The following is a 22,522-nucleotide window of genomic DNA, read 5'->3' as shown; positions in this document are numbered from 1 at the left end:
TCCGGTACTGTTTATTGTATAGATTAGCTTGTAATTTTATCACGTTTTTAGCCGCGAACTGTCCAAGACAGACTTCGTTATGAAAACGATTATTCGCAGCGCTTCCGATTAATAACCATTAAAGCAAACTGCGCCGATAATGATTAAAAGAATGAACAAGACAACGATTAAAGCGAAACCGCCGCCGTAACCGCCATATCCACCGAAAAAGCCCATAGAAACACCTCCATTCAAAGAAAAATTATTTACTCTTAATACCTGCTGCCAACAAATGAAGATCCTATAATGATCAATAAGATAAACAAGACTACGACTAAAGCAAATCCGCCACCATAACCTGCTCCATCACCAGACATATCAACCCCTCCTTCGGTGCACTTAATAACAGAGTATGTGAAACTGAAAAATTGGGAAGGGCACAAGTAAATGAGGACTAGACAAAGATGTAGTAAAGTCCAGATAATGCTTTTACTCAAAAAATAAAAAAACCCTGGGTAGGGGCATTCTTTGGCATTACATATGGCCTCAGACTAAAGTTGTTAAATAAAATTCGCTCACTACTGGCTGGTAGTGGGCACCTGTAAGCTTAAAATAGAAAAAACCGACAACTAGACATTGTCGGTCGACTCTTCTTTATCAACTGTCTTAATCCCTTGTTCACCATTTTCCACAATATGCTTAAGAACAGAAAGCCTGTTTTCCCAAAACCTTTCGTAAAAGGACAGCCATTGCTTCAGCTCTGTCAAAGGCTCCGGGCGAAGCTGGTAAATCTTTTCCCTGCCAACTTTCCGGCCGCTGACTAACTCTGCCTCTGAAAGAACTTGGAGGTGTTTAGCAATCGCAGTTCTGCTCATTGGAAAGTGGGAGGTAATTTCGGAAATTGGACGTTCCTTTTCTGCCAGTAATCGTAGAACCTCTCTACGTGTTGGATCGGCTATGGCCTGAAAAACATCATGCTTTTGAGCAGAGGATGACACCTTACTTCTCCACAATACCGCGTAGATTTTCTACAATGCCAGTCCAACCATGAGACATTCTGTCGCGAATAACGGAGGATTTTTCGCCAGCCTTACCAATAATTTCATCTGCCTGCTTCCAACCGCCATGGATTAAGGTGAATTCGGTCTGATCGCCGAGTTCCTTTAATTCAAAGGTTAAATACCACCCGTCAGTGTCCCAATCAAATGAAAGACGGTGGGGTGGTTCATATTCGGTAACCTTACATGGCGACGGACCAAAGGGTGACTGTATGGTAAATTCATATCCTACTTCTGGTTTAAAATCATTAGGCATAAACCATTCTGAGATGCCCTCTGCAGTTGACACATGATCCCAGACTTTTTGAATCGGTGCATTAAAGACAACGGTTTGTTTAATATCCTGCAATCTGTTTTCCATAAAAAATCCCTGTTTTCCTTTTAAAAATAACACCTTTTAGTTTCACTTTTTCAGTATACGAAACCAAATGGTTTCATGTCAACCACCTATAGAATATCCTCTAGTTTTCCTTTTTCACAAATTAAAAAACCTTTCCTAAGATGGTATAAAATTATTTCAGAATATTCTCATCAAATGATATAGTTTTTTTATAAGGAGTGATGGATTTGGAATTCAATGATGTTATCCACGGACATAGATCAATACGCGAATATGAGGACAGGGAAGTTAGCCAGGAGCTGCTGGATCAAATACTGGATGCGGGCATTCGCGCCTCATCAAGCGGCAATATGCAGACATATTCGATCATCGTCACGAGAGACAAAGAACTTAGGGAAAAATTATACACCGCACATATGGAGCAGTCGATGGTTGTCGATGCACCTGTGTTACTAACATTTTGTGCTGATTTTAATCGGATGAGGAGATGGCTTGAGCTTAATGATGCGCCTATCCATTTTGATAACTTCATGAGCTTTATGATAGGTGCGATTGATGCAACGCTGGCAGCGCAAAACTGTGCCTTGGCAGCGGAAAATGCGGGGCTTGGCATCTGTTACATGGGCTCAACGCTAGCAAACTGTGATCAAATCGGCGAGCTGCTAAATCTGCCGCCCAACGTCGTGCCAGTTGTGGGATATTCATTAGGATATCCAGCCGAAAACCCGTCACCACGTGATCGGCTGCCACGGCATGGACTGGTTCACTACGACCAGTACCATGATTACTCAGATGAAGATATCCTCGAAATCTATAAAGACCGAAACGAAAAAGGATGGGACCGCTATATGGCCAACCCTAGGCTAAAGGAAATGACCGAGCAATTGGGATTAAAAAACCTGGCGCAAATCTATACAATCGCCAAGTATACGAAAGAATTCCATACGGAATTCTCCCAGACAGTGCTGAACTACCTTGAGAAGCAGAACTTTATGGAGAATTGGTGAGGATTGTATTTGATTGGCATCGTTCCAGGATAATGGAGCAACTACTTGGAGGTACTTTTGGGCTAAACTGCATAAGCTCCAGTCATCTTCTTGGTAAAGGATATAAACCCAATAAAAAGGAGACTGTATCAATTTTTTAAAACAGCAGTACAAAAAGGAAACATACCCCTTTCCCCAATAACAGCCTAGACACATAGGCAGACGCCTATTCCCCTTCCAACATGGACACATACACTGTCTTTGTAATGATTTGAGGAGGGAACTTAAAATGGATAGACAATTCTTTGGAAGTGGTATGGGTTATGGCGGTTATCCAGGTTACGGTATGGGCCATGGAGGCTATGGCGGTTATCCAGGTTATGGCATGGGTTATGGAGGCTATGGCGGTTATCCAGGTTATGGCATGGGCCATGGCGGTTATGGCGGTTACCCAGGTTACGGTATGGGCCATGGAGGCTATGGCGGTTATCCAGGTTACGGTATGGGCCATGGAGGTTATGGCGGTCATCATGGCTATGGTATGGGCCATGGAGGCTATGGCGGACATCATGGCTACGGTATGGGTCATGGGGGCTATGGCGGTCATCGTGGAGAACAATATTAATCAACTAACGGACTCTTATGTTAATCTTAGGTATGCTAAAAGCTCGGAGTAGATCCGAGCTTTTTCAGTGACTTCATAGTTGCTGTCATATCCTAGCCCAGAAGTAGTGCTTCCTTTTAGCATTTGTAGCGGTGACCACCTGAATAAGGATAACTCCCCATAGTGGAAACCCGCCCAGCTGAAAGTAGCCCCCGTCCATATTATTTGCAACTACGATTGGCCGCTTCCAGGACCATCTCCGCCGGGAGTGGTAAAATATGTGTCAGTTTTTGCTAAGTCTTGCTCAATACGATAGTTATCTGTATCTAATTTAGGGTCGCCGGCACCTTTCTTTTTGTCTAAATATATAACGACAGGAATTAAAATAATAAGCGGTGATAATAGTAATAACCACATCATATAAGTACACCTCCAAATTTTAATAGTGATTTCCGTAAAAGAGCCTAATCGAAAAGAAGAGCAGTTTGTATGAATTTACAATATAGAAAGGTTCTGAAGTGAAAGCCGTTTTTGATCTGCATGTGTGGGTGTTTAATGGATGAGTTGACCAGAAAGGATGAGTACACTCCTTATTTAGCAATCATACAGGGTGGTTAAGGAGCATGTTTCTCTGTAGCGTTGTAAAGAACAACCGACTACTTTTAGTGGAGAAATGCGTACAAAAATACTGTCAGTAAAAACAAGCTGGATCCTGCATTAAAAAAGTTGACTTGTACTGATTCCATGGTATAGGGCTCAAGATAGATTATAAAGTGTTTGAGATTGCTAAAAAAATACACAGATAATAAGGTTGAAAATACTCCAACAAAAAACATTACATCAATCAGTGGTAATTCGTACTTTATTGATAAAAGGTAACTGATTCCCAGTAGAAAGGCATTTGTCATAACGGTAAGGATGCTAAATCGTACTATTTTCACGTTACCAACCCTCCTTTATACAATTATACAAAATTATGTTAAAATTGGGAATAGCAAGCTAATTCTCTTTTATGTATGTAGGAATACTAATTAAAGTAAAGGTCCGTATTGGGGTACCTTTTGTGGAAAAGCCCCCTGGTGATTACTGAGACTTCTTGAAGCGGATGGGGGGACGAGGCTTTTACAGTCATCATTGTTACAATTGCTCACGATTTAGGGCATTATGATCAGTTGGGCAGAGGGTGTAAGAAGGATATCTTATCCTTGTAGAAAAAAATAAATAACATCAAAACAAACGGGTTGTTCCACAGTTAGATTGATCGAAAGGGGGGCGGTTTCTTGGTTACAGAGATTGTGATTTTCGGGATTGTTTGGGGTGTATTATTGATTTACTTCTTAACACCGTTTAAAAGCATGATGATTTTTGAATCTCAAAAAGATACTAAACTAGCATTCATAAACGTTTTTAAAGATAGTTTAATTAAAATTATCAAGCATAAAAAAGCTATTCTTGCTCTAATAATGTTGATAATCACTTTAATTTATATCTGGTATTATCACTCACAACTTGAATGGTATAATCAAGCTCATGGTGTGGAAGAATTGTCCACTAAACCAAAACAACACGCAATATATTACATAGTCAGTGTAATAGTATATTCGGTAATACTATATATTTTTGTAGCGCTAAGAAGAACACTTATATTAATAAAAAAGTTTTAGTAAGCGAATTGTTGTGATGTTTCAATAACGAATACCGCAGGGGAAGGTAAAAGGAAAAACGAATCAAGGGCACAAGGGAACTCTCTAGTTTCAGCCAATACAGGTTAGCGAAAATAGATAAATAAAAGCGTGCCGGAGTTAATAGTTCCAACACGCTTTTTTAGACTATTTTTTTTATCGGGTTTTATCGTTTTCATAAAGCGGTTCTTTCCCAAGGACCAGTAAAGTATAAAGCTCATTGAAAATTTCGGTTTGATTATTGGTGAATTTATAGGTGTCAGCATCTTCAATAACTAAATAGCCCAGTTCATTGACACCCACTCTATAGTGTTGCAACCCATCATAAAAGATTCGAAATGATAAATATCTGCCTTCATTTCTTATATTTTTATGTGAGACCCTGGTATATTCATTTTTGGAGACTGCATCCAATAGTTTGTTTATTTCTGTCGTATCTTCAATTTCATAATTGTAGATATTATCCCATTTCTCATCTATATACTCACCGTAATTAACTTTTTCCACACTGTCCATTCCTTTTAATACACTTTCAGCAGATAAAGGGAGCTTAAAATACCATAATAAAAATAAGGCTGAAATGACAATGGCAGCAAACGTCCCAATGTAATAACTCTTCCTTTTATTCTTCATTTACTTAGGTGAGCCCCCTTTCTGTAAATATTTTATCAACAATCCCCAATATGGTATATATGTAAATTTATGGTCGCGGTTTCTTCTTTCTTTTTATGAAAGAAAAACGCAAATGTCTGCGAAGAAAGCTCTTAATGCAAAGGGCACGGAATAGGTATCTATTTGTGTAATCCTATTAAGCGAAACCGCCAGTTGGTTATTAAATGAAAAGTAGGATTAAAGTTAAGAAGTCATATTCGTTTTGACACACAATACAGTATAATGACAATATATGGAACTATATAATTAAAAGGGGTAATGAAAATGGACGTCAATTTTGGCGATATTATTTTTCAACTGTTAACCTTACTGATTGCAATTATCTTTATATTGTTGATATTTTCCGTATCCCGCTCTGTAAAAAGAAACAGAGAGCAATTAAATCGGATAGAGGCTAAATTGGACGCAATTTCTAATGAAAAAAATAAATAAAACAATAAATATATAGATAAGGAACGAATTGAATAGGGGAAGTTTATATTTATAAGAAAAATATGATGTTGGTAATTGTGGTTTTAGTCCTTACAAATTTAATCACACTGTCTTTCTTGTGGCTAAAAAAGACGGATGAAACTCAATATGCTTTTCTTGTTTTAAATGGAAAAACTTCAAATTGGATATGAAGTGTACTATATGCCAGATGGCTCCTCCTATAGTTATGGTGGTGGAAGTTAGACTTATATAGGACCTGATAAAGATCCTAATCCAATTGATGTGGAAGTTGATTATTATAACCATAAAAACAAAAAAGTCAGCTCCGACAAAACAGAGGGTATCTCAAAATACTTAAGCATTCGGTTAGGGAAAAATAGTGGTAACACTATAAAACCTCCCTCTTTCCACAATGGGTTCAAAAAATACAAACCGGACTAAATAAATCACTTTACTACTTTGAAGGAATTGCCACTCGTTTTAGTGAATTTCTATTAACTTGACCAGGTCAAATGAAAAAGTTTCGGAGGGGAAAGATGGTAAAATATTTGGATGATATTCGTAGGCCAATAAAAATGTCATTATCAAATAAACTTCTATATTCTACTTTAATTTTTATCGCAGGGGTTTTTTTAGGGGTAACTTCCAAGGTATTTGATGAAACTCCCAGCAATATATTGCCATACTTTGTTGAAGTATTGGATTTAAGGAACTTCTTTTCTCGGATTGGAGTTTGGGTTTTCTTTGCGGTGCTAATTTCTGTTTATAGTAAAACACCGGTTAGGTCTGCCATAAATGTTTTTTTATTTTTTATAGGAATGGTAAGTAGCTATTATCTTTATACTGTTGTGGCAGCTGGTTTTTTCCCTAGATCATATATGATGATTTGGATTATTATGACTGTTATATCTCCATTTTTGGCATTTGTATGCTGGTATGCAAAGGGGAAGGGAATAATTGCACTTTCTATTTCAACAATTATATTTATAGTAATTTCAAGACAGGCTTTTGCATTTGGAGTTTGGTATTTTTACATAAAATATAATTTGGAAATATTACTCTGGATAGCAACAATTTTTGTTTTATATCAGTCTCCAAAGCAAATAATTAAAGTGGTTTCCATAGGTTTGATTCTTTGCTTTATGGCCGGTGAAATCAATATAATTTGGGAATTGTAGCAAGGTTGCTTAACTATGATCGAGGATCAGTTCAATTTCGGTTTCGATGCAGGAGTATGGGTTGATGGCGGCTTTTGAACCTTGCAGCATATTGCGAGAACAGCGGCAGAACAGGTGGGGCTTAAATGTATTGCACCTTTTAGCAGGCCCTTTAGCAGCAGCTAAAACAGGCACATAAAAAGCTCAAACCTTTGTCTGAGCTTCTTATTATAGTACTGTATATAATCACCTGTTTTAGCTACCCATATTTCTTTGCATTTTCAGCTTTTCAATTACAATGGTTGCTCCAAGCAGGATGAGGGCGAAAATGACTAAAAATGGTGGAAATAGATTCATGCTGAAACCTTGAAACAGTACTCCTGCTAACGGAGGTAAGACGGTTATTCCAACATAACCGAAAGCCACTTGAAGCCCAATTATTGCTCTCGAATTGCGCTTTCCAAACCTTCTTGGGGTTTCGTGAATCATCGTTGGAAAAATTGCAGCGCACCCGAGGCCCACGAGTGTAAATCCGACATACATAACGCTGCCTTTTCCAAAAGCAACTGTAAGAATCCCTAATAGTAGGGTAATTTCGCTATACAACAGCAGCTTTTGATTCGAAAGCCAAAATGTGATAAATCCGGATACAATCCTTCCCATCGTTAAACTTGCAAAAAACATCGATATGATAAAACTTGCAGTTGCTACGGATAAGGATTTTACTTCAATTAAGTAGCTACTCCCCCACAGAAAAATAATTCCTTCTAATCCAACATAAAACACAAAGGATAAAAGAGAAAAGACCACTCCTCGTTGTTTCAATACTTCCACAAAAGGGGCTGTGGTTTCTTCAGTTTCAGTGGATACTTTTTGTTCGCTTTGCCTCCAAAGGGGGAGAGAAAGGAACAGTATCATAGCTAGCATCAATTGAATGCCGCCAATTATCAAATAACCGTTTCTCCACGAAACATCATTATTTAAAACAATCCCCATAATAATGGGTCCAAGCGTTGCTCCTACTCCCCAAAAAGCATGTAGCCAATTCATATGGTGTGCCTTGAGGTTGACAGACACGTAGTCATTTAAAGAGGTATCAATAGCACCAGCTCCTAGACCTAAAGGGAGAGCCGCAACAATTAATAAAAAGAAATTTTGTGTAAATGCAAATCCGATCAAGCCACTTGCAGTAAGCAATACACTGCCTAAAACGAGTTTGCCTGTCCCAAATTTTTTTGTAAATCGTACAGTCTGCAAGCTAGCAATAACTGTACAAATAGCAATGGTCATTGAAATGATCCCAGCCGCACTGTGTGCAACATGAAATTCTCCCACCATCTTCGGCCATGCCACTCCTAAAAGAGAATCAGGTAGTCCTAAACTTATAAACGAGGTGTAAATTATGAACAAAAAAATTAGCTGGCGCACAGAGCTTTCCCCCATTTTTGCATATGTATAAACTTAATAATAGAAATCACAGTCTTTGTCTTCTTTTGTCTAACATTATTAAAGTATAACAAAAGGGGAGGGAAGATTGGTGATAAGCCAAAGATCTATTTATCATGTTGAAAAGAAATTATTCCTAAAGAGGCACGCCGCCAAACGGAGGCTGCCAGAGCAGCTGAATATAAAATAGAGTGGTTAGTTTCAGACCAGAAAGCCGTTGAACAATTGACGAGGTAATTCCAAAGTGAAGGGCTTCCTATTACAGTAAAATTCTATCCTGAATAAGGTGGTCAAATGAATATTATCACGAAAGAACAACTTGAAAATTTGTTTAACACAGTGAATCCTAAACTGGATTTATCTGCTATTATCACCGTTGACGATAAAGAAATAGAAAAGGTGCTTCATTATTTTCTATTCTTACAGGAATACAAGGATGAGATAGTAGCCGGTTCCTCTTTTACCAACGAACAGGTACTATACAGCCAGTACTATTGGTTTGTTTATTTTAAAAATCATTACTTTGCTAATTATGGGTATGATGGTGGCATGGATCAAAAGGCTTTTCAACTAATAGAAGAGCTAACGTATAAATTAGATGGGGAACTAGATTGGAATTTACTCGAACGAATCACGAATGAGCTAAATATTGATTAGCAGGCTCAATCTAAATTAAACTATGGAATTTGAGCAGGCCTTCTATAAAAAGTTCTAAAAACGCTTGTTGAGATCTCATAAGTGAATAAGGTCATTTATTTTCTACTTGGAAACAGTCTAATTAGTGTGATTAGGCTGTTTTTTTATTGCTGTTGTAAAGGAAATTGAGGTTAATTTATTTGGTTTTATAGGGAACGGCGAGATTTAAATTATTTAAATATAACAATTACTGTTTATTTCTTTTTGAAGATGAGATATAATCGTTCGTAAATAACAAAAAATTAACCTAGTATTTAATAAAAATAATAGTTTTATTAAATCAAATTCGAACTTACCTTTTAATTATTGGTTAAATGTTCGTGTTTTAGGTTAGTGATATTGGAGGGAGTAAATAGATGAACAAGTTTGAAAATAAATGGATTCGTGCTGTACTTCCAGCTTTATTGATTCACTGCAGTATTGGGACGGTTTACTGCTGGTCATTGTTTAAGGGCGATATTGCCTCTTACATTGGGAAACCAGTAGGGGAAGTGGAATGGGCATTTAGTATAGCCATTTTTGTTCTTGGTATGTCTGCAGCATTCGGTGGTAAATTTGTCGAAAAGGATATACATAAGTCGTCCCTGCTTGCAGCGATATTTTTTGTAGCCGGGATGGCAGGAACAGGTTTCTTTATTTATCAAAAGTCATTGATCGGTATTTACTTTTCTTATGGAATTGTAATGGGCATTGGACTCGGAATCGGTTATTTAACACCGGTGAAAACATTAATGCTTTGGTTTAAGGAGCAAAAAGGGTTAGCGACAGGCCTCGCTGTTGCAGGCTTTGGCTTAGCGAAGGTAATTGCGAGTCCTTTAATGGAGGAGCTGCTCGGAGAAAGAACCAGTGAAGGAAATTTAGTAAATGCCGCAAATATATATACAATGTTTTATATTTTAGCAGGCATATATTTAGTAATGATGGTTGTGGGGCATTTATTTTTGAAAAAACCAGCTGGTTATGAAGAAGAAAGTGTACAAAACAAGAGCTTTAGTTATAGAAAAGTGTTAACAAATAAAACATTTATCGGTATTTGGTTCATGTTCTATATTAATATTACATGTGGATTGGCTTTAATTTCACAAGAAAAAGGGATTTTGGCATTCATCGGATTTGGGGCGATTGGTATAGTCAGTTCGTTAACAGCTGTTTTCAATGCAGGCGGGCGGATCGTTTTCTCTTCATGGGGAGACCGTTTAAAAGATCGTAACTCAATCTATAAAATGATATTTATATCATCAATTACAGCCATTCTATTAACCGTTGTGTTTGATGGTATTAATAATTCTATCGCCATCTTGATTATCGCAATGCTTTGTATCGTTAATGCAGGTTACGGCGGCGGATTTTCCTCTTTACCGCCATTATTATCTGACCGCTTTGGTATAAATAGTATTTCAACAGTGCATGGATTAGCTTTATCTGCCTGGGCATGGGCAGGGCTGACAGGGAATCAGCTAAGTGCACTTGTCCTGGAAAAGACACAATCCTATGACATGGTGTTATATGTCATTATGGGCTTGTTCACGATTGCGACTTTAATTAGTATTTTCGTTGTTAAACCTGAGAAAGTAAACTTGGAAAGTGAAGAATTCAATAGAAAAGAAGAAGTGGTAATAGGATAAGTAGTTATTTTTGAAAAGTAAAAGGGATGCCTTGTTATATAGAAGGCATCCCTTTTTATAATGATTTATTACTTGATTTATCACTTTGGATGAAGACAATAGGAACCGGAAACTTGACTTTTATATTGATAGGATTAAATTTAATATGTAAACGCTTTATAAAAACTAAAACATTTTCGAGAATTATATAAAAACAACTTTTTAATTTTTTTGTCGCAAAACTAAAACGGTGGAAAGCGAAGCGCCTCGTGACAGGCAAAGAGCGCCTCGCGACAGGCAAAGAGCGCCTCGCGACAGGCAAAATGCGCCTGTCTCTGCGATGTTAATTCTCAGGAGCTCCCCTTTGTGCAGCGGAAATCGACATACTTTTTTAATAAGCCTTTTATTAAGAAATCTCTTTGAAAAGAAAGGAAACGACAATGAAACAAAATCCGAAAGCTTTCATATTTGATTTAGATGGGGTTATCACAGATACTGCTGAATTTCATTATTTGGCATGGAAAAAGCTTGCCGAACAACTTGGCATAACGATCGATAGAGAGTTTAATGAGCAGCTTAAAGGGATTAGCCGGATGGATTCCTTAGAACGGATCCTGGCATTAAATCCAGCTTTAAACGATATGCCTCAGGAAGAAAAAGAAAAACTCGCGGATCAAAAGAATGAACATTATAAGAATTTGATTAAGCTGATTAAACCAGAGGACGTTTTACCGGGTATTGAAGAACTCTTTAATAAACTGAAGGAAAATCATATTAAAATTGCCATCGGGTCGGCCAGCAAGAATGCCCCAGTGGTAGTGGAACAGCTTGGTCTCACCGATTACATTGATTATATTGTGGATGCTGCGAAGGTAAAGAAAGGGAAACCAGACCCGGAAACATTTACAACCGCTGCCGATTATCTTAACATTCCTTATGATGAATGTGTTGGTCTGGAAGATGCAGCTGCCGGGATTCAAGCTATAAATCAGGCAGGTATGTTTTCGGTAGGGATTGGAGACAAGGAACATTTGTCGGCTGCTGATTATTTAGTGAGCGATACTACTCAATTAGACCTGGAAGAAATTTTAAAACAATATCACTTAAAATAACTTACTACAGTGAACGGAGCCGCAGGCGGTGACGGCTATAAAGAGAAAGCCTATCGTTATTTTAATGAAACGTCCCGCCTAGATTTAGATAATACTCATGGAAATACAATAGATGGTCTCCACCTGGCAAATATGGGTGGAACGTGGATGGCGATTGTATTTGGATTTGCTGGTTAGAGAGTGAAGGAAAGCGGTTTGTCGCTTTCTCCATCTCTTCCTGAGGAATGGACTTCGCTCCAGTTCCAACTTCAATACCAGAACAGAGTCCTTCGTGTACATATTGAAAAGGATGCTGTCACTCATCAGATTTTAGAAGGGGAAGATTTGGCCATTACCCATAATGGCGAGGTAATTTCTCTTGTGGAAGGGAAAGAAGTTAGGTCTGTATAGGTGCCTTCACTCCCCGGTTATTGCCGAATTTATGACATAGGCGAAGTCTTACTATTCAAAATACAATCAGTTAAATGAAAACGGAGTGCCAAAGAATTGGCGCTCCGTTTTTTGTTCATGTTCTATAATTACATTTTAGTAAGGAGAGTACGGAATGTTATAATTTGGATATTATGAGTATGGATATGGATATGTTGGTTAATAATGCTCCATATCCCAGACTTGGGGTTAATAGTGCGGTATTCGTTGATCATTGACACCAATTATTTCCTGACTAAATGCATTATTCAAGGCAAATCCCTTTTTTTATAAACTAAGGGATATGCAAAACAGCCTGTTGGGGTTGGGCAAAGGGCTTAAAATAAGAAATTTAAGCAAATGATTATAGAAGCGCGGTCTTTTCTTCTTATGAACGAAATACAATTGTTACGAATCAATAAGACATAACTTTATGGAGCCATACAATACATTTATGGTGCGTGATTTTTTCAACACATAACAATAATTTTATAGGGAGTGGTTTGGGCTGGTATGCTCATTGTGGTAGGGCCATATACAACAAGTAAATTTCGGTTTGCAGGATTTAAGTTGAAGGGTTGATCGTTCGGTAAAAATATCGGGGTAAAATTGGAAAGATTTAATTGTAACTGATTATCGCTGCTCACCAGTTGACTGTCAAAATAGTCTACTTTTACATTTTGATAAGGATTCTCTTTTGAGATAATGAGAGCTTGATATTGTGGAGGGTAAATAAGAATAACAGGTACATTAATATCATAAAAACCAGTTACTCGGTCTCCGATTGAAACCGTCACATGGTCAAGAAAATAAGTTGTTGGACTAATAACGAAATTTACTATCGAACCATCTCCTATTAATAAGGACATTAATTTAAAACACCCATTTAATTCCTCATCAGAACCTACTGAATAATCTTGTATCATGGTAACCGTACCATAAAAAGAACTGAATTTTTTCATTTCGTCCCCTCCATTTTAGTTAACTATTATTTAAATTGAATTCTTTATCAACTGTGGTGTAGAAGCTTTACAATGTCTAATAAATTTCAGTTAGACTTATAAATTTTATGTATTAAACGAATTGATATTACTTTATAAATAGCTAATTTAAAAACAGGAATAATTCTATTTTAACGTAAGGAAATGATAGATAGTCAACGTGAAAAGGAGTATGTAATGTATAATTATTATTCTATGACTACTATGAATCAGCCAAGAATTGTTTCCTTTGCACAGGGGGATGTTACAGGGGATAAAGTACCTGATAATGTCTATTTAACCGGAACAATGACTTCTGCGAGTCCATTTATCCAAAATATTACCCTGCTCGTTCAAGATGGAAGAACTGGAGAGTTAACAAGTATCCCAATTCGTGAAAATTCAGGCTACAATCCTACTATATTATTGGGGGATTTTACTGGGAATGGAGCAGATGATATTTTTATAAGTATTGCTACAGGTGGCAGTGGCGGAATTATGTATCATTATATTTATTCCTTTATGAATAATACAGCACAATTATTATTTGATTTTAATGTATATAATGAGCAGTACCAATATGAGGTTACTTATCAAGATTTTTACAAAGTGGAAGTTGTCAGCATGGTAAATAGTAAAAAGTATATTATCGACATTTCTACAAAAGGCATCGATTATCTAAATGAAATATATGATGCAAACGGCAAACTGAAGACTGCCATTACTGGTTTTGTTAATCCTCTTAGTGGCTTATATCCTGTAGATTTTGATTTAAATAAGCGGTATGAGTTATTGGCCTATCAGAAAATTGCGGGGAGATATAATGCTGATTCATTAGGGTTTGTTTTAAATACTTTGGCATGGTTGGATAATAGGTTTGTTTTGCAGAATCAGTATGTCGCTATATTGGGATCATAGGAATTACCTCATTTAGATACATGACGGTGAATCGTATCATAAATAAGGATTTAACTCATAAGGGGTTCTCAGCAAAGGTAAAACCCATGAAACTCCGAAAAATCATCATGGATTGTAGGTACAGCATATATATTGATGGCGGATAATCTAGGATGAATTTTTGAGACACTGATTCAAGAAAGCCATGAGATTAAATGAGGAATGGCATAGCTAGTAAAGTAACGCACAACAGATCTTCATGCCTTTTTTATATGCAAATAGTTACCCATTGTTAATCTTATTTCATCACTTTCAATTAAGTCCAGCTGCCAGCTGGGCCTTTTTTTTTGCAAAAATAAAACATTTGTTAAGTTTTGGTATCATTTACGTTTTATAGTTCTAAAGTCATGGGTGATTAGGTATAATCTTCCTGGACTGGAAGGAAAATGAATTAGGGGGATGTTTATGACATGGTTCACAAAATGGGCATTGCGGAATAGGGCGGCGGTTGTTTTTTCCGTAATTGTCTCGATGCTTTTCGGTGTTTTTAGCTATACCACTATTCCGATGGAGCTTATGCCGTCAGCAGATCAACCATACATAACGGTATCAGCAGTGGGCAATGGCTTGGACGCCGTCACGATGGATGAACAGGTAACACAGCCTATTGAAAAAGCATTAACCGGCATTAAAGGGAAACGCAATGTGGTCGCTGAAACAGGGAATAATTTTACTCAGATGACCATCACGTTTGAATCCGACACAGATTTAAGAGAAGCAAAGCAACAGATTCAAGAAAACCTCTCGATGGTCAATTTACCGCCTGGAGTCATGAAACCGTACGTGGTACTGCTAAATACCTCACAGATCCCGGTTGTCTATCTTGGGCTTACCTTTGATAAGGAAATTGAGAACAAAGAAGTAAATCTCGTAGAAAACGAGATTCTCCCGAAGCTAAAGTCTATCAAGGGTGTTGGAAATGTCATGGCTTACGGAGCAAAAAACCAGCAGGTCATGATAAAGGTCGATCCGGCAAAACTTGCTGCTGCTGGGATCTCACTTGAAAAAATGTATACGCTCCTTCAGGGGAAAAATGCAACGGTCGCTGTAGGAGAACAGACCCTGGATAACGAGGCAACGAGCCTCATTGTAACCGGAAAAATACAGAGCATTGAAGAAATGAAAAACCTTCAGTTAAACTCTTCCATTAAACTGAAGGACGTGGCTCAAGTAACAATGGAGAAGGATACAAAGAGCATTACGCACATGAATGGAAAGAATTTCATTCAACTCATTGTGCAGAAAGATTCAACGAGTAATGCGGTCACAATGGGTAAACAGGTAGAGGAAGTAGCCAAGAAGATTAACGAGGACTATAAAGGAACACTGGAAGCTACGGTATTCATTAATTTGGCAGATACCATACTTGATTCTATCAATGCAATGACAAGAGAAGTACTTACTGGTGCTTTATTTGCCGCCTTGATTATCTGGCTGTTCCTAAAAAGCTTCCGTATGACCCTGATCACGATTGTCAGCATTCCCCTTTCGCTGTGCATAACGATGATTTTACTTTCCTTTTTTGGGGTAACGCTAAACATTCTCACATTAGGCGGAATCGCGGTATCGGTCGGAAGGCTTGTAGATGATAGCATAGTGGTTGTTGAGAACATTTACCGGAGAAAAAGGGAAAAGGAACTCACTCCTGCTTTTATTGTCGAAGCAGTTAAAGAAGTCTCGGCAGCGATTACCTCATCCACACTAACGACTGTCGCAGTATTTCTTCCAATGCTGCTTGCTTCCGGTGGTTTAAGAGATTTAATCGGGCCGTTTGCAATTACCATTACCTGTTCACTGCTTGCATCCCTGTTAGTATCTCTGACCGTTGTACCGATGCTCAGCCAGCGTATGATGAAAAAAGTGAAGGTGAAAAAGCATAAAAATGGATCGTTTTATCCGAAAGTACTGAGCTGGTCCTTGAATCATAAATGGCTTCCCATCCTGATATCCGTTATGGTAATTGTTGGCTCGATTGTGCTGTTTGTGACGATGCCAAAAGGTTCAGTCGACCAAAAGGACAGCGCATATCTTTCTATTTGGCTGCGCTATGAAAGTGGAACGCAATTCGAGGATATTGAAAACGGGATTAAAAGGATGGAAGACATTCTTTCTGAACAGGAAGACGTTGTCAACCATATTGTCCAAGTCGGGAATAATGCCGAAGCAGCGCAGTTTGGAGAGCTTCAGGATCCAAATCAAGTCCAGTTCATGGCATTCGTGAAAGAAGGAGCCGATTCTGTTAAAATAGTTCAGAAACTGAGGGACGAAAAAGACCAATTCCCTGGGGCGGAACTAACCGCCAATACATCCGGACTAATGGGAGAGAATAAAACAACCGTATCTGTTGATGTCATCGGCAATAATGAGGGGGACATACAACAAGCAGCGGATGAAATCAAGAAAACGTTCGAAGGTATTGATGGTGTCCAAAAAGTAGAAACAAATGAAGAAAATCAAAAGCCGACAGTGACGGTAACTGTAAACCCAACCATCGCAAATGCTCAGGAAATATCCCAGTCAATCCGTGGAATGATCAGGCCTGCTATGATCGGCAGTGTGGAAATCGACGGCCGTACCACAATGGTGCAGCTTGGCGCGCTCCAAGAAGTCAACACGGCAGACGATTTGAAGGATCTTCAATTGATGACACCCGAAGGACCGGTTGTCTTGTCAAGCATCGCAACAATAAGTGCGTCCGACGAACCGGGAACCATCTTTTCAAAAGATGGGCACCATTACCTTCAAGTCAACGCTGTTGTCGATGCAAAGAAAATGGTCGATGTAGCGGCAGAAATCAATAAGCATTTGGCTGTCTGGAAAAAAGACAACTCGTTTGGCGCCGATACCACTGCTGAAATCACCGGATCCGCCATGCAGTCATCCGATGATTTAATGGAGCTCGGGAAACTCGCTCTATTCTCGATCGGAATTGTGTTCATGATCCTACTTATCACTTTGAAATCATTCCGGGCGAGTGTTGCGATTTTATTGACTCTGCCACTTGCGGCGATTGGTTCGCTTTTAGGGCTTGTTGTATCAAAATCAAGCATTGATATTTCATCCGGAATTGGAATGCTGATGCTTGTGGGAATCGTTGTAACCAATGCAATCGTGCTTGTCGACCGCATACGCCACAATGAAAAGACGATGAACATCAGGGAAGCAATAATGGAAGCGGGAACCGTTCGCTTAAGGCCAATCTTGATGACCGCGCTTGCCACCGTTTTTGCAATGGTTCCGCTCCTATTTGCGCACGAATCCGCGATGAGCTTGAATCTTGTGGGCAAGGGGCTTGCGGTCGTGGTTATTTTCGGTCTGCTTGTATCTACTTTCCTGACACTGATTGTGATTCCAACATTCTATGAATTGTTCCATTTCCGAAAGGCAAAAAAACAAGTACAAAATATAAGTCCTGTATCCATTGACTTAACATGATGTAAAACTTCTTACAGTGTAAATGAAAATGGCAGTGAAGCAGCCCAATTATTCTGGGCTGCTTCTTTGCGTTCTCTGATGGACCGTTTTGCAGCGGGCGAATATGCTTATTTTGCGCTTTATTTTTTTAAACAGGTGATACGTATGATGTTTTGGTAGGTTCCATTTAGGGAGAATGGGTTAGGCTTGGGAAACAAGATATATTGAATGGTTTCATTTAGTTAGGTAGAATTATATTAAGCAATTACGGAATGGAGATAAGTTATGGCTGATAAGAGAAGAGAGAATGAAGAGGTTAATCAATTTATTTTGGAATTACCTGAAGACATTCAAAACATTGCATCTGCTTTAAGAAAAATAATCCTCAATTCTTCGGGAGAACTTCAAGAAGAGTTTAAATGGTCTATGCCTAATTATTCTTATAACGGATTAGTATGTTATATCCAAACTGCCAAAAGCCATGTTAATCTTGGCTTTCATAGAGGTAATATACTCCAGGAAAAAGATACTAATAAGTTATTACAGGGTTCGGGTAAAGCATTGAGATACATTAGAGTGAAAAAGATGGAAGAAATTCAACCAGAAGCGATAGTAGCACTAATTCAAGAAGCAGTGAGTTTGAATGAGGAATTGCACAACGAGTAAGGGTACGAGGTCCTGTTCTTCGGGCCTTTTTGTTTTGGCTGATATTCTAAGGCAGAGTCCCGTTTAATTATTTATACAGTTGGGAATCTTTATGGAATCATGAACTTGCCTTACAATCAAAAGAAGTCATTGATGCAAAAATACAACCAGTAATTCGCTGGGCGATTTAAAAAATCTTAAGTATAATTGGTAAAAATGGCTAATAGGACGTGAATGATAAGTTGAAAAAAATTACGGTTGAAGATTTGGCTAAAAAATTCTCACTTAAAGTGCTGGCTGGTGAAGGCCAGTTACAAAAAAAGATTACCCAATCACGGGTACATCGTCCGGGGCTGGAATTCGTTGGCCACTTTGACTTTTTTCCAACAGAACGAGTTCAAATATTAGGAAGAAAAGAAATTACCTATTTACATAAATTAAGTGAAGAAGAACGTAAAATCCGTATCGGAAATATTGTCCACTATCATCCTCCATGCTTTATCGTAACAGCTGGTGAACAAGGACTTACTTACTTGATTCACCATTGTACAGAGCAGGGCATTCCTCTGTTAGTCGCAAATGTACCTGAGACGACTTCAGAGTTTATCACCAAATTGGATACATATTTAGTGAAAGAATTAGCACCAGAAATGACGCTGCACGGAGTTTGTATGAATGTATCAGGCATTGGAATTTTACTTCGCGGAGCTTCCGGAGTAGGGAAAAGCGAAACGGCGCACACTTTAATTCGCAGGGGTCACCGGCTTGTTTCGGATGATATTGTTGTTCTAAAGAAACTTAGTCACCAAACCATTCTCGGGACCCATGAAGGAAAAAATAAAGAGTTTTTGGCTCTGCGCAGCATTGGCTTGTTGAATGTGGTCCGCTTATACGGCCGCAAGGCTTTTCAAGAAGAAACAAGAATTACCCTGGATATCCATTTAACGAAATGGGAAAAGGATGCTTTGTATAATGATTTAGAACAGGAATTTCACTATACGGATTATATGGGAGTAAAAGTACCTTCCATTGAGATTCAACTCCAGCCTGGGCGTGATGTTGCAGGGTTAATAGAGGCAGCAGCAAATAACTGGTTTTTAAAGCAGCAGGGATACAGTGCAGCAGAGGAATTCATGAGCAGGATTGAGACTGATATGATGACAAAATCCGGGAAGAAATACTTTTAGGCACTGCTGTCTGTGGTTTGTTGCAGAACGTTGGACTCCGATACAAGTTGTTGTACTCGAAGACGGTATCATGAACCTAGTTATAGTTGAAAGGAAGTAAGTACAATGGATTTGCTTTTACAAGGGAAAAATATACTCATTACTGGCGGCTCAAAGGGAATTGGAAAGGCGATTGCTGCGGCGTTTGTGGCGGAAGGGGCGAATGTTGCCATTTCGGCCAGGGGGATGGATGCACTGGAAAAAACAAATGAAGAACTAGAGGGCAAAGCCACCATTTTTCAAGCAGATATCACCAACCCGGAAGAACGAGAGAAACTGATCATGTCCTTTGTTGAAAAATATGGAACCATTGATGTGCTCATTAATAATGCAGGCGGAAGCAATGGCGGGAACGCAACAGAAACAGAAATGGATTTATATTACGAGGCGATGGAGTTGAATTACTTTTCAGCTGTCCATTTAAGTAAATTGGCTGTTGAGCATATGAAAAAGCAACAGTCAGGTTCGATTATTAATATCACCTCCATTTTCGGCAGAGAAAGCGGAGGAAAGGTTACCTATAACAATGCAAAATCCGCCTTGATCAGTTTCACCAAGTCACTGGCTGATGAGGTCATTTCAAGTGGAATTCGAGTCAATAGCATCGCACCCGGAAGTATACTTCACGAAACAGGTAATTGGAAAAAGCGTCTAGAGGCTGACCCGGAAGGCATAAAGGACTTTGTAAAGAAGGAGATACCAGCCGGACGCTTCGGCACCCCTGAAGAAATCGCAAATGTTGCCGTATTTCTCGCCTCCGAAAAAGCATCCTGGATTGTTGGTGCCAGTATAAATGTAGATGGCGGACAATCCAGAATGAATTTCTAACCAAATCATCTTACTATGAATCTAGCAGGTTTAAATGAATAGTGTCACTTGGGTTCTCCCCGGAATACGTTAAATGGAGAGAGGAGGACCCATGTATGACCCTTTTTACAAAGGATTCCGTGCTTCAATCTGGAGTTGATACATGGAAAAAAGATGCTGTCGCCCTATTCTCTGCAAAAATGCAGGACCGGACAAAACCTTTCCCCTGCATCCCGGCGACCCTGGGCCATCAGCTTGACCATTTCCAATACGGCTTCCTTCCTGATCCCTTCGACGTTTCGGCAGCGTCTGAACTTGCCCGTGCATTGGAAGAGTATTCAACTCACTATAGGGAACTGGGGAGGTATACATCCCTTGTCCTTTTTTATAAAAAAACGGGAAAGGATTCTCTTACGGTTGAGGAGTATGAGCAGATTTTTTGGGAGCAACTAAGCCGAAGCAGTCTTCTTGATAAGCTGGATTGGCCCGAGCCTATTCCTGCTGAACCAGAAAATACGTTATGGGAATTCTGTTTTCACGGAGAACAGTATTTCGTCTATTGCGGTACTCCGGCACATAAAAACCGGCAGAGCAGATATTTTCCATATCTTATGCTGGCTATAACCCCGAGGTCGGTGCTGGTAGAGTTCAATAAATCACCGGACAGGGCGGCAAAAATCAAATCATCCATTCGGGAACGCCTTGCCAATTATGACAAGGCCCCGATTCACCCAGATTTAAATATGTATGGAAAAGAAGACAATTATGAATGGAAGCAATATTTTCTAAGAGATGATGAAACAACCATCTCCAAATGTCCTTTTCATCACTATCTGAAAAAAACAAGTAAAAATGAGTAAAAAAGCATGCCTAATCCGGCATGCTTTTTTTACTCTTAAGGGTCAGTAAACGTCTGGTGAAATAAGATTTTCTTTACGCTTCAATCTTAGAATCAATTTGGGTTAATGCTCAATTAAAATACCAAACTCCCACCTGATCGAAGGTTAATTTTATACGGATAAACGAGTGAACTGTGGGAAAAATAAGGAAATAATCTGGATGGAGGGGTAAGTTTGATACAATTGATTAACCTGCCAGCATTGCTGATTTTAGACGTCCAAAACGGGTTTGATGACACTTATTGGGGGGAGCGGAACAACCCTCAGGCAGAGGAAAACATTTACCGCCTGCTGACAGAATGGAGAAAGCGAAAAGGAATTATCATCTATTCTCAGCATTTATCGCTGCTGCCGCATTCTCCATTAAATTATAAAGACGCCAAAAAAGTTCGAATCAAGGATGTAGTTAGTCCAAAAGAAGGCGAGGAAGTGTTCACCAAGAACGTAAACTCAGCATTCATAGGCACCCCGCTTGAAAGCTTTTTAAAAGAAAAACAGGTAAAATCGCTGATTATCACGGGCTTATCAACACAGCACTGCGTCTCGACGACAGTACGAATGGCAGGCAATCTTGGTTATTCAAATTTCCTCGTGTCTGATGCGACAGCTGCCTTTGAAATCACTGACCACAAAAATAAACGGCACATGCCAGAAGTGGTGCATGAATTGGAATTGGCTGCCCTGCATAAGGAATTTGCTACAATCGTTACAACGAACCAAGTGCTTGACTCCCTATCAAAAACGCCATAAAAGGTGTAAAGGATGTCCCTTTACACCTTTTTATTTCAGGCCGCGCTTATTAACGGCCTTTTTAGCTGTGCAATCAATTTTAATTTTAGCCCCATCCACCCTCAGTTGTATAAAGCAGAACCTAAAAGGACCTCATTTGTACGCGTCATTCCAATCAATTTCGTCAAATCTTATAACCGGACTTCCCATATGGTTTTATCTCAATTTATTTGTATTACTAAGATAAAACTGAAGACCGAGTTAAACAGGACATTTACTTACATTTATTTTTCTTTAAGGCTCTGTTAGTATTTATTGTTGATTTTTGTTGAGGTATGAGAATAATTAGGGGGAGAATTTCCGGCTATTGTACGCATGGGCACCTGAATAAGAAGAAATAAGCGGATAAATTCCCCTTAACTTCTCAAAATAAGTCAAAATTTATAGATTCCGGGATGATAAGCGGAAAAACTCCCCTTAGGTTTACGGGGAATATGGGTATTTCCCGACTTAATCGGAATTTCTCCCCTTATTTTTTAATCAACATTCAGCTATAACAGAGCCTTCTTTAAAAGGAAGAGCGAAACTATTTTTTACAACACCATCACCTTTTTTAAGGGGTGAAACAGAGCCATTGAAGTAAAACGATGCTTTTTCGTTTATAAGCGGGTAAAGGTGGAATATTGCAA

The 22,522-nt window shown here is 38.8% G+C and carries 24 protein-coding genes; 16 read left to right on the top strand and 8 right to left on the bottom strand.

All coding sequences use genetic code 11. The annotated features are described in order from the left end of the window. Positions 1 to 108 precede the first annotated feature (108 nt). The 4 genes from TY16_RS25775 to TY16_RS14845 form a co-directional block, all read right to left on the bottom strand. Complete coding sequence (locus TY16_RS25775; protein ID WP_081772997.1) at positions 109 to 216, bottom strand: YjcZ family sporulation protein; 108 nt, start codon at positions 214 to 216, stop codon at positions 109 to 111. Positions 217 to 251: 35 nt separating this feature from the next. Then, positions 252 to 356 carry a YjcZ family sporulation protein gene (locus TY16_RS25770; RefSeq protein WP_081772996.1) on the bottom strand — a complete coding sequence of 35 codons (105 nt, stop codon included), beginning with the start codon at positions 354 to 356 and terminating at the stop codon, positions 252 to 254. Positions 357 to 608: 252 nt separating this feature from the next. Beyond that, positions 609 to 977, bottom strand: coding sequence for an ArsR/SmtB family transcription factor (locus tag TY16_RS14850; protein WP_043932645.1), 369 nt, complete (start codon positions 975 to 977; stop codon positions 609 to 611). A 1-nt stretch (position 978) separates the two neighbouring features. After that, positions 979 to 1,398 (bottom strand): SRPBCC family protein, encoded by a 420-nt coding sequence (locus TY16_RS14845; protein WP_043934758.1) that lies wholly within the window; start codon positions 1,396 to 1,398, stop codon positions 979 to 981. Positions 1,399 to 1,604: 206 nt separating this feature from the next. Here TY16_RS14845 and TY16_RS14840 point away from each other — a divergent pair, with 206 nt between their 5' ends. Together TY16_RS14840 and TY16_RS14835 are read left to right on the top strand one after the other, a co-directional pair. Next, positions 1,605 to 2,384 (top strand): nitroreductase family protein, encoded by a 780-nt coding sequence (locus tag TY16_RS14840; protein WP_081772995.1) that lies wholly within the window; start codon positions 1,605 to 1,607, stop codon positions 2,382 to 2,384. A gap of 268 nt (positions 2,385 to 2,652) precedes the next feature. Next, positions 2,653 to 2,988 (top strand): hypothetical protein, encoded by a 336-nt coding sequence (locus tag TY16_RS14835; RefSeq protein WP_081772994.1) that lies wholly within the window; start codon positions 2,653 to 2,655, stop codon positions 2,986 to 2,988. Between the two features lie 210 nt (positions 2,989 to 3,198). Here the strand turns inward: TY16_RS14835 and TY16_RS14830 are convergent, their stop codons facing one another. Continuing rightward, positions 3,199 to 3,387, bottom strand: a complete 189-nt coding sequence (locus TY16_RS14830; RefSeq protein WP_043932642.1) for a hypothetical protein — start codon at positions 3,385 to 3,387, stop codon at positions 3,199 to 3,201. An 860-nt stretch (positions 3,388 to 4,247) separates the two neighbouring features. Here TY16_RS14830 and TY16_RS14820 point away from each other — a divergent pair. Beyond that, positions 4,248 to 4,631, top strand: coding sequence for a hypothetical protein (locus TY16_RS14820; protein WP_043932640.1), 384 nt, complete (start codon positions 4,248 to 4,250; stop codon positions 4,629 to 4,631). 174 nt (positions 4,632 to 4,805) lie between these two features. Here the strand turns inward: TY16_RS14820 and TY16_RS14815 are convergent, their stop codons facing one another. Continuing rightward, a complete protein-coding gene (locus TY16_RS14815) occupies positions 4,806 to 5,282 on the bottom strand; it encodes a hypothetical protein (RefSeq protein WP_043932639.1) in 477 nt (158 codons plus the stop codon). A 1,007-nt stretch (positions 5,283 to 6,289) separates the two neighbouring features. Between TY16_RS14815 and TY16_RS14810 the strand changes: the two genes are divergently transcribed. After that, positions 6,290 to 6,931: a hypothetical protein gene (locus TY16_RS14810; protein WP_043932638.1), complete on the top strand. Its 642-nt coding sequence runs from the start codon at positions 6,290 to 6,292 to the stop codon at positions 6,929 to 6,931. A 234-nt stretch (positions 6,932 to 7,165) separates the two neighbouring features. Here the strand turns inward: TY16_RS14810 and TY16_RS14805 are convergent, their stop codons facing one another. Then, entirely contained in the window at positions 7,166 to 8,338 is a 1,173-nt protein-coding gene (locus TY16_RS14805) for an MFS transporter (protein ID WP_231505629.1), read from the bottom strand. 312 nt (positions 8,339 to 8,650) lie between these two features. On the opposite strand from TY16_RS14805, the gene TY16_RS14800 reads away from it, so the two are divergent. From TY16_RS14800 to TY16_RS27210, 5 genes are all read left to right on the top strand, one after another. Then, positions 8,651 to 9,013 (top strand): hypothetical protein, encoded by a 363-nt coding sequence (locus TY16_RS14800; RefSeq protein WP_043932636.1) that lies wholly within the window; start codon positions 8,651 to 8,653, stop codon positions 9,011 to 9,013. A gap of 395 nt (positions 9,014 to 9,408) precedes the next feature. After that, positions 9,409 to 10,677 (top strand): OFA family MFS transporter, encoded by a 1,269-nt coding sequence (locus TY16_RS14795; RefSeq protein WP_043932635.1) that lies wholly within the window; start codon positions 9,409 to 9,411, stop codon positions 10,675 to 10,677. Positions 10,678 to 11,096: 419 nt separating this feature from the next. Next, complete coding sequence (gene pgmB / locus TY16_RS14790; protein ID WP_043932634.1) at positions 11,097 to 11,768, top strand: beta-phosphoglucomutase; 672 nt, start codon at positions 11,097 to 11,099, stop codon at positions 11,766 to 11,768. Between the two features lie 9 nt (positions 11,769 to 11,777). Beyond that, positions 11,778 to 11,945, top strand: coding sequence for a hypothetical protein (locus TY16_RS27215; protein WP_081772993.1), 168 nt, complete (start codon positions 11,778 to 11,780; stop codon positions 11,943 to 11,945). A 3-nt stretch (positions 11,946 to 11,948) separates the two neighbouring features. After that, the gene (locus TY16_RS27210; protein WP_081772992.1) at positions 11,949 to 12,158 is read left to right on the top strand and encodes a glycosyl hydrolase family 65 protein; all 210 of its coding nucleotides are present in this window, start codon (positions 11,949 to 11,951) and stop codon (positions 12,156 to 12,158) included. A 488-nt stretch (positions 12,159 to 12,646) separates the two neighbouring features. On the opposite strand, the gene TY16_RS14780 is transcribed toward TY16_RS27210, so the two are convergent. Next, positions 12,647 to 13,138, bottom strand: a complete 492-nt coding sequence (locus TY16_RS14780; protein ID WP_043932632.1) for a hypothetical protein — start codon at positions 13,136 to 13,138, stop codon at positions 12,647 to 12,649. A 216-nt stretch (positions 13,139 to 13,354) separates the two neighbouring features. Between TY16_RS14780 and TY16_RS14775 the strand changes: the two genes are divergently transcribed. The 7 genes from TY16_RS14775 to TY16_RS14745 all read left to right on the top strand — a co-directional run bounded on the left by TY16_RS14775 (position 13,355) and on the right by TY16_RS14745 (position 21,854). Further along, positions 13,355 to 14,074 (top strand): hypothetical protein, encoded by a 720-nt coding sequence (locus TY16_RS14775; RefSeq protein ID WP_043932631.1) that lies wholly within the window; start codon positions 13,355 to 13,357, stop codon positions 14,072 to 14,074. A gap of 444 nt (positions 14,075 to 14,518) precedes the next feature. Beyond that, the gene (locus tag TY16_RS14770) at positions 14,519 to 17,548 is read left to right on the top strand and encodes an efflux RND transporter permease subunit (protein ID WP_043932630.1); all 3,030 of its coding nucleotides are present in this window, start codon (positions 14,519 to 14,521) and stop codon (positions 17,546 to 17,548) included. 264 nt (positions 17,549 to 17,812) lie between these two features. Next, positions 17,813 to 18,193: a DUF1801 domain-containing protein gene (locus TY16_RS14765; protein WP_043932629.1), complete on the top strand. Its 381-nt coding sequence runs from the start codon at positions 17,813 to 17,815 to the stop codon at positions 18,191 to 18,193. A 221-nt stretch (positions 18,194 to 18,414) separates the two neighbouring features. Next, positions 18,415 to 19,359 (top strand): HPr(Ser) kinase/phosphatase, encoded by a 945-nt coding sequence (hprK, locus tag TY16_RS14760; protein ID WP_043932628.1) that lies wholly within the window; start codon positions 18,415 to 18,417, stop codon positions 19,357 to 19,359. Between the two features lie 105 nt (positions 19,360 to 19,464). Next, positions 19,465 to 20,226 (top strand): SDR family NAD(P)-dependent oxidoreductase, encoded by a 762-nt coding sequence (locus TY16_RS14755; RefSeq protein WP_043932627.1) that lies wholly within the window; start codon positions 19,465 to 19,467, stop codon positions 20,224 to 20,226. Positions 20,227 to 20,321: 95 nt separating this feature from the next. Then, entirely contained in the window at positions 20,322 to 21,065 is a 744-nt protein-coding gene (locus TY16_RS14750) for a YqcI/YcgG family protein (protein WP_043932626.1), read from the top strand. A 213-nt stretch (positions 21,066 to 21,278) separates the two neighbouring features. Continuing rightward, a complete protein-coding gene (locus TY16_RS14745; RefSeq protein WP_442853222.1) occupies positions 21,279 to 21,854 on the top strand; it encodes a cysteine hydrolase family protein in 576 nt (191 codons plus the stop codon). Positions 21,855 to 22,522: the final 668 nt, after the last annotated feature.

This window comes from Bacillus sp. EB01, from assembly GCF_000613125.1.
Taxonomy (GTDB): Bacteria; Bacillota; Bacilli; order Bacillales; family Cytobacillaceae; genus Bacillus_D.
Note: the sequence above shows the minus strand (reverse complement) of the source record. Positions and strands in the feature narration are given on the sequence as shown.